This is a genomic window from Micromonospora sp. NPDC049900, assembly GCF_044461025.1.
In the GTDB taxonomy this organism is placed as follows: Bacteria; Actinomycetota; Actinomycetes; order Mycobacteriales; family Micromonosporaceae; genus Micromonospora.
This window is the reverse complement of the sequence record NZ_JBITKM010000008.1, coordinates 270,404-277,901: the sequence shown is the minus strand read 5'-3', so window position 1 is coordinate 277,901 and position 7,498 is coordinate 270,404. Positions and strand designations below refer to the sequence as shown.

General features: G+C 71.7%; 5 protein-coding genes. 3 read left to right on the top strand and 2 right to left on the bottom strand.

Annotation, left to right across the window (positions count from 1 at the left end; genetic code table 11):
• Nucleotides 1-155 precede the first annotated feature (155 nt).
• The gene (pip, locus tag ACIBMZ_RS20060) at nucleotides 156-1,124 is read right to left on the bottom strand and encodes a prolyl aminopeptidase (RefSeq protein WP_396695838.1); all 969 of its coding nucleotides are present in this window, start codon (nucleotides 1,122-1,124) and stop codon (nucleotides 156-158) included.
• A 43-nt stretch (nucleotides 1,125-1,167) separates the two neighbouring features.
• Here pip and ACIBMZ_RS20055 point away from each other — a divergent pair, with 43 nt between their 5' ends.
• The 3 genes from ACIBMZ_RS20055 to ACIBMZ_RS20045 all read left to right on the top strand — a co-directional run bounded on the left by ACIBMZ_RS20055 (nucleotide 1,168) and on the right by ACIBMZ_RS20045 (nucleotide 5,660).
• Nucleotides 1,168-1,722 (top strand): MarR family winged helix-turn-helix transcriptional regulator, encoded by a 555-nt coding sequence (locus tag ACIBMZ_RS20055; RefSeq protein WP_396695836.1) that lies wholly within the window; start codon nucleotides 1,168-1,170, stop codon nucleotides 1,720-1,722.
• A gap of 333 nt (nucleotides 1,723-2,055) precedes the next feature.
• The gene (locus tag ACIBMZ_RS20050; RefSeq protein WP_396695834.1) at nucleotides 2,056-4,143 is read left to right on the top strand and encodes a family 43 glycosylhydrolase; all 2,088 of its coding nucleotides are present in this window, start codon (nucleotides 2,056-2,058) and stop codon (nucleotides 4,141-4,143) included.
• Nucleotides 4,144-4,670: 527 nt separating this feature from the next.
• Nucleotides 4,671-5,660, top strand: coding sequence for a LacI family DNA-binding transcriptional regulator (locus tag ACIBMZ_RS20045; protein ID WP_396695832.1), 990 nt, complete (start codon nucleotides 4,671-4,673; stop codon nucleotides 5,658-5,660).
• 79 nt (nucleotides 5,661-5,739) lie between these two features.
• On the opposite strand, the gene ACIBMZ_RS20040 is transcribed toward ACIBMZ_RS20045, so the two are convergent.
• On the bottom strand, nucleotides 5,740-7,116 hold the full coding sequence (locus ACIBMZ_RS20040) for an endo-1,4-beta-xylanase (RefSeq protein WP_396695830.1): 1,377 nt from the start codon (nucleotides 7,114-7,116) through the stop codon (nucleotides 5,740-5,742).
• Between the last annotated feature and the right edge of the window lie 382 nt (nucleotides 7,117-7,498).

The following is a 7,498-nucleotide window of genomic DNA, read 5'->3' as shown; positions in this document are numbered from 1 at the left end:
TGGCGGCCCCGCTTGTCGCGGCCCCACCCCGCCACCCCCCCCCCCGCCGGGGGTCCCCCCCCCCCCCCCCGGGGGGGGGGCCGCCCCCCCGCCCGGCGGGCCCCCCCCCCCCCCCCGCGCCCGGGTCCCCGCATCCCCCGTGGCGCGGGTCGGGTCTAGGTGCGTGCCATCGTGTCCGCCGTCTCGGACAGGACGCGCCGCATGGTCTCGCTGCCGGTGTGCCCCGCGTCCCCGACGACGTGCAGGCGTGCCTCGGGCCACGCCTGCGCGATCTCCCACGGTGTGATCGCCGGTCCGCTCACGTCGTTACGACCGTGCACCAGCACACCCGGGATGCCGGCCAGCTTCGGAACGTTGCGCAGGATCTCGCCGTCGGCCAGGAACGCGCCGTTGCCGAAGTAGTGCGCGCAGATCCGGGTCATGGTGAGCCGCTGTCGCAGCTCCCCGGCGGAGTACTGGCCGGGTCTGCCGTTGCTCTCCTCGGAGATCAGCGCGTCCTCCCACGCGCACCATTCCTCGGCCGCCCGTTCGCGTACCGCCGGGTCCGGGTCGGCGAGGAGTTGGCCGTAGCGCAGCAGGACCGGTTCGATCGGTGGTTGGCTGTCGGTCGGCAGCGCGTAGCCCGGCAGGCCCGCGTGGGCGACGAATCGTTGCCACGCCTCGGGGAAGAACCGCCCGCCGCCCCGGTACAGCCAGTCCACCTCGGACCGTCGGGTCATGGTCACCGCGACGAGCACCATGCCGCGTACCCGGTCGGGATGGTGCGTCGCGTACGCCAGCGCGAGCGTCGCGCCCCACGACCCGCCGTACACCACCCAGCGGGCGATGCCGAGGTGCTCGCGCAACCGCTCGATGTCGGCGACGAGATGGGCGGTGGTGTTGGCGCGCAGATCGGTGCTCGGGTCGGCCGCCGACGGGGTGCTGCGCCCGCAGTTGCGCTGGTCGAAGAGCACGACGCGGAACCGCTCCGGGGCGAGCGCCCGTCGGTGCCGGGTCGTGCTGCCGCTGCCGGGACCGCCGTGCAGGACGACGGCGGGGACGCCCTCGGGGTTGCCACTGACCTCCCAGTAGACCTGGTTGCCGTCGCCGACGTCGAGCATCCCGGTGTCGTACGGCTCGATCATGGTGCGCTCCTCGCGATATGACAGCGCTGTTACAGTACCCGCCATGGCAACCCCCGATCCCGGGCCCGGCGTCCTCGGCACGAGACTCGCGACGCTCATGGAGCTGCTCGACGGCGGCATCGGCCAGGTGTACGCCGAGATCGGCCTTCCCGGTCTGCGCGCGCGGTTCGCGCCGGTGCTCCTGGTGGTGGCCGACGACGGGCCGTGCTCGATCCGGGCCGTCGCGACCGCGATCGACGTGACCCATTCGGCGGCCAGCCAGACGGTCGCCGCGATGGCGCGTGCCGGGCTCGTGGAGACGATCCCCGGCCGCGACGCGCGCACCAGGATGGTCACGCTCACCGACGAGGGGCGGCGGGTCCTGCCGGCGTTGCGGGCCGAGGTCGCCGCCACCACCACGGCGACCCGCGAGCTGGAGACCGAGCTGTCGATGCCGTTGCACGTGCTCGTGGACGAGGCGCTGGCCGCGCTCGCCCGACGCCCGATGCGCGATCGGATCATCGCCGCCGACCCTGGCCTGCTCGGTGTTCGGGGCGGGGACGCCGGGACGGGCGGTCGCCGCCCGGGCGGCCCGCCGGACCCGCCGCCTCGACGGTGATCGGCTCGATCCCTGCCGCCACACCGCCCGGCGTGGACGACACCTCCGCGCCGCCCCGTCGGGCGGCGTCCTCGTCGTGTCCGGGTGCGTGATCCGGCCCCGCGCAAGTCGTCGGTGTTACGTCTTGACTAAGGATCTGTTATCGCTCACAGTCGATAGTGAAGACGGACGATATCTGCGGCCGACCGGGCCAGGCGCGTTCCGCTTCGTAGTAAACGATCACGACGCCGCACGTGGGCACGGCGGCGGTTGTTAGCGATCACACCACGCGGGACGCATCTACCCCGCGACCGTCCCCTGTGGTCGCTCCACTCTCTTCTCCCAAGGAGGATCATGGGTACCTTCGAGGTCCCCCGCATCGTTCCGCGTCGGCGTGGGTGGTTGTCCCGGGCCGTCGCGGCGGTGGCGGCGGTCGTGGTGGGCGGCACGCTGGTGGCGGTGGCACCCTCGCCGGCAGCGGCGGCGACGGTCGACACCAACGCGTGGTACGTGCTGGTCAACCGCAACAGCGGCAAGGCGTTGGACGTCTACAACCTGGCCACGAACGACGGCGCGCGGATCACCCAGTGGACGCGCAACAACGGCAACCAGCAGCAGTGGCAGTTCGTCGACTCCGGTGGCGGCTACTACCGGCTGAAGTCCCGGCACTCGGGCAAGGTGCTCGACGTCTACAACTTCTCCATCGCCAACGGCGCGTCCATCGTGCAGTGGACCGACGGCAACGGCACCAACCAGCAGTTCCGGCTCGCCGACTCCGACGGCGGGTACGTCCGCCTGATCAACCGCAACAGCAACAAGGCGGTGGAGGTGCAGAACGCCTCCACCGCCGACGGCGGCAACATCGTCCAGTACGACGACTGGGGCGGCACCAACCAGCAGTGGCAACTGGTCCGCGTCGGTGACACCGGCAACCCGGGCACCCCCGGCGGCAACTTCACCAACCCGGTGGTCTGGCAGGACTTCGCCGACGTCGACATCATCCGGGTCGGCGACGTCTACTACATGTCCGCCTCGACCATGCACTACTCGCCGGGCGCGCCGGTGCTGCGCTCGTACGACCTGGTGAACTGGGAGTTCGCCGGACACTCGGTGCCCCGGCTGGACTTCGGCACCAAGTACGACCTGCCCAGCGGGCAACACGCGTACGTCAACGGGATCTGGGCCTCGACGCTCAACTACCGGCCCAGCAACCGGACGTACTACTGGGCCGGGTGCATCGACTTCGCCCAGACCCACATCTACACCGCCTCCGCCGTGGACGGCACCTGGAGTCGGCACGCCACCATCCCCAACTGCTACTACGACGCCGGCATGTTGATCGACGACAACGACACCATGTACGTCGCGTACGGCAACGGCACCATCAGCGTGGCGCAGCTCTCCGCCGACGGGCGCTCCCAGGTGCGGGCCCAGCAGGTCTACCAGACGCCGTCGAGCATCGGCACGCTGGAGGGGGCGCGCTTCTACAAGCGCAACGGCGCCTACTACATCTGGCTGACCCGTCCGGCCAACGGCCAGTACGTGCTCAAGTCGACCAACGGTCCGTTCGGCCCGTACGAGCAGCGGCAGGTGCTGCTCAACATGCAGGGGCCGATCTCCGGCGGCGGCGTACCGCACCAGGGCGGACTGGTCCAGACCCAGAACGGCGCCTGGTACTACATGGCGTTCACCGACGCGTACCCGGGCGGCCGGATGCCGACGCTCGCGCCGATCACCTGGACCGCCGACGGCTGGCCGCAGGTGCAGACCGTCAACGGCGCCTGGGGCGTGAACTACCCCAACCCGCTGCCGCTGCGGCCGGTCAAGCCGCTCACCGGAGTGGACACGTTCGCCGGCACCCAGCTCGGCGTGCAGTGGGAGTGGAACCACAACCCCGACACCAGCCGGTTCTCGGTGAACAACGGACTGCGCCTGCAGACCGCCACCGTCACCAACGACCTCTACCGGGCCCGCAACACGGTCACGCACCGTATCCAGGGTCCGACCTCGACCGCGACGGTCGAGCTGGACTACTCCACCATGCGCGACGGGGACCGCACCGGCCTGGCCATGCTGCGGGACTCCTCGGCCTGGATCGGTGTCCGGCGCGACAACGGGGCCACCCGGGTGGTGATGACCAACGGCCTGACCATGGGCAACAACTGGAGCACCACCAGCACCGGCACCGAGATCGCCAGTGCTGCGGTGTCCGGCGGTCGGATCTGGCTACGGGCCAACGCCGACATCAGACCCGGCTCCGGGCGGCAGGCGCGCTTCTCGTACAGCACCGACGGGGTCACCTTCGTCCCGCTGGGCAACGCCCTGACGCTCAACAACAACTGGACGTTCTTCATGGGGTACCGGTTCGGCATCTTCAACTTCGCCACCAGCGCCCTTGGTGGTGCGGTGACGGTGCGACGCTTCGAGTTGGCCACGCCCTGACCTCGATGTCACGGCGCCCTCGGGGCGGGTGCGGCGCGAACCTCCGACCGCGCCGCCCGCCGGTACGGACGGTCACCGCGCTCCGGTGACCGAGGGGTGGGGGGCGGGGGCCCGCCCGGGCCCCCCCCCCCCCCCCCCCCCCCCCCAAGCCCCGGACCCCGGGTGGCCCCGGACCCCCCCGCGGCCGGGGGGCGCCGCGCCCCCGCGGGGGGGGGGGGGGGGGGGGGGGCCCGGCCCCCGGGCGGCCCACCACCCGCGTCCCGGCACGGACACCATGCGCGATCCCGGTGTACGCCGTCGACCGCGGAGCCTCGGCGCGACGCCAATTCGGCCGCACGGCCTGGCAACGATCGGGATCGGCGCTGACGTAGACTGTGCGTGATCGAGCGCTCTCCACTCGGACGGCACGGGCCGGTGTGGGTACCGCGAGAGGGGATCTTTGTACCCTAGCCGTTCCAGTCAGCGTCGACCGGTCGCGGCGCCGACCGACATGCGGGGAGTCTGAGATGGCCGTACGCGATCCTGCGATGACGGACGTGGCTCGCCTCGCTGGTGTCTCGCACCAGACGGTGTCACGAGTGCTCAACGGCCACCCGAACGTCCGCGAACAGACCCGGCTGCGGGTCCAGGCGGCCATCGCCGAGCTCGGTTACCGCCCCAACCGGGCGGCGCGCGCGTTGGTCACCGGTCGTTCGCAGGTGATCGGCGTGGTCGCCCAGAACACCACCCTCTACGGTCCGGCATCGTTGCTCACCGCGCTGGAACAGGTCGCCGCCGAGTCCGGCTTCGCGGTCAGCGTGGGCAGCGTCCGCGACCTCGACCACCGGTCCATCTCGGCTGCGGTGGAGCGGCACCTGGCCCACCGGGTCGCCGGCATCGTGGTGATCGCGCCGGTGGAGTCGGCCGGCGAGGCGCTGGAGCGCCTGCCGAAGGACGTCCCACTGGTCACCGTCGACGGGGATCCGCGCCGACCGATGCCACTGGTGACGGTGGACCAGGCCGCCGGTGCCCGGGCCGCCACCCAGCACCTGCTCGACGCCGGGCACCGCACGGTGTGGCACGTCTCCGGTCCGTCCGACTGGTTCGACAGCGCGGGCCGGATCGAGGGCTGGCGGGAGGCGCTGCTCGCGGCCGGGGCGGAGATCCCGCCGCTGGTGCCCGCCGACTGGTCCGCTGCGGCCGGTTACCGCTGCGGGCAGATGCTGGCCCGGATGCCCGACGTCACCGCCGTCTTCACCGCCAACGACCACCTCGCGCTCGGGGTGCTGCGGGCGCTGCACGAGCACGGTCGCCGGGTGCCGGACGACATCAGCGTGGTCGGCTTCGACGACGTGCCGGAGGCCGCGTACTTCATCCCGCCGCTGACCACCGTGCGACCGGACTTCGACGCGGTGGCCCGGGCCAGCCTGGAGATGCTGCTGACCCAGATCGAGTCGGCCAGCGGGGGAGCGTTGCGCGAGACGGTCGCGCCGACCCTGGTCTCCCGGCAGAGCGTGGGTCGGCCGCCGGTCCGCTGAGGCGGCCCGGCCCGCATCCCTCGGCGACGGGCAGGGCCCGGCCCGGCGATGCCGGACCGGACCCGCCGCCGGTGGGCGGTCAGCTCGCCGTGCAGGTCGGGGTGCCGGACGGACCCGTTCCGGTGCCCTGGAAACCGAACTCGGTATTGCCACCGGCACCGAGTTGGCCGTTGTAGCTCACGTTGGCGAAGTTCACCGTGCCACCGCTGCCGCTGGCCTGGGCGTTCCAGGTGCCGGTGACCGCGGTCCCGCCGGGCAGCGCGACCCGCACCGTCCAGCCACGGATCGCCGAGTTGCCGGCGGTGACCTTGACGGTGGCCACGAAGCCGCCGTTCCACGAGTTCAGCGACACCGACGCGGTGCATCCGCCACCGGTCGGCGGGGGCGCGGTGGTGGTGGGCGGCGGGGTGGTCGGGTTCGGTCCGCTGACGCTGTTCAGCGCGTTGAGCACCGACTGGTACGCCGCCTTCTTGTTGCCGTTGGCGTCGAACAGCAGCGGGTTCTCGTTGCGCCGCCACGAGTCGCTGTCCCGTACGCCCCACACGGTGATGCCGGTGCACCGGGCCACCGCCAGGCAGGCGCGGGTGACCCGCTCGTAGATGCTCGCCTGGTTGGACCCCTGGGCGACGTCCAACTCGGTGATCTGCACGTCCACGCCGAGGTCGGCGAAGCGTTGCAGGTTGGCCTGGTAGTCACCGGCCAGCGTGGTGCCCAGGTGGGACTGGAAGCCCACGCAGTCGATCGGCACGCCACGGGCCTTGAAGTCGCGCACCATGTTGTAGATGCCGGTCGACTTCGCGTTGATCCCGTCGGTGTTGTAGTCGTTGTAGCAGAGCTTGGCGCCCGGGTCGGCGGCCCGCGCGGTCCGGAACGCGACCTCGATCCAGTCGTTGCCGGTGCGCTGGAGGTTGGAGTCACGCCGACCGCCGCCACCGCCGTCGGCGAACGCCTCGTTCACCACGTCCCACGAGTGGATCTGGCCCCGGAAGTGACCGGCGACCCGGGTGATGTGGTTGGTCATCGCGTTGCGCAGCGCGGTGCCGGAGAGGTTCTGCGCCCAGCCCGGCTGCTGGGCGTGCCAGACCAGCGCGTGCCCGCGTACCGACATGCCGTTGGCCCGGGCGTGGGCGACGAGCCGGTCCCCGCCGGTGAAGTTGAAGCCGTTCTGCTGGGGTTCGGTGGCGTCCCACTTCATCTCGTTCTCGGCCACGATGGAGTTGAACTCGCGGTTGAGGATCGTGGTGTGCTGGCTGTTGGAGAACATGAACGAGCTGGTGGCGGCGCCGAAGTAGCGTCCGCTCTGGGCAGCGGCGGCGCCGAGCGTGCTGGCGGCGGCGTTGGCGGCGGGAACGACGAGCATGGTCGAGGCGAGCAGCGCGGTGCCCGCCGCGAGGGACAGCAGCAGGACGCGCGGCCGGATGGCCGGACCTCTGCCGTCGGTGGATCTGCGATTCATGACAGACCTCTCGTGGTGGTGGTCGGTACGCCCCTCGGCCCCAGGGCGAGTGGCGAGGAACACCCGGGGGCGGCCATGGCACGGCCCGTCGGGTGCTGGGGCGATCGGTGGAGTTCGTGCGGGCGCGGTGACCCGGCCGTGGTGAACGGGATCCGGTGCCGCCTGTGGTCGGGGCGGCTCGGACGGCCGACGCGCTGCGCCTTGTCGGCGGGCCCGGACAGGTCACCGGCGGGTGCGATCGTCGGTCGGCGTGCCCTGCCGGCCGGTTCGGTGACCTCGAAGGAGCGTGCCCTGCACCCCTCGACCGGAAGTTAGCATGTTATCGATAACACGCTCAAGTGACCGCGGTAAATATGCTCTGGTCGCCTGGTCGGGCACCCCG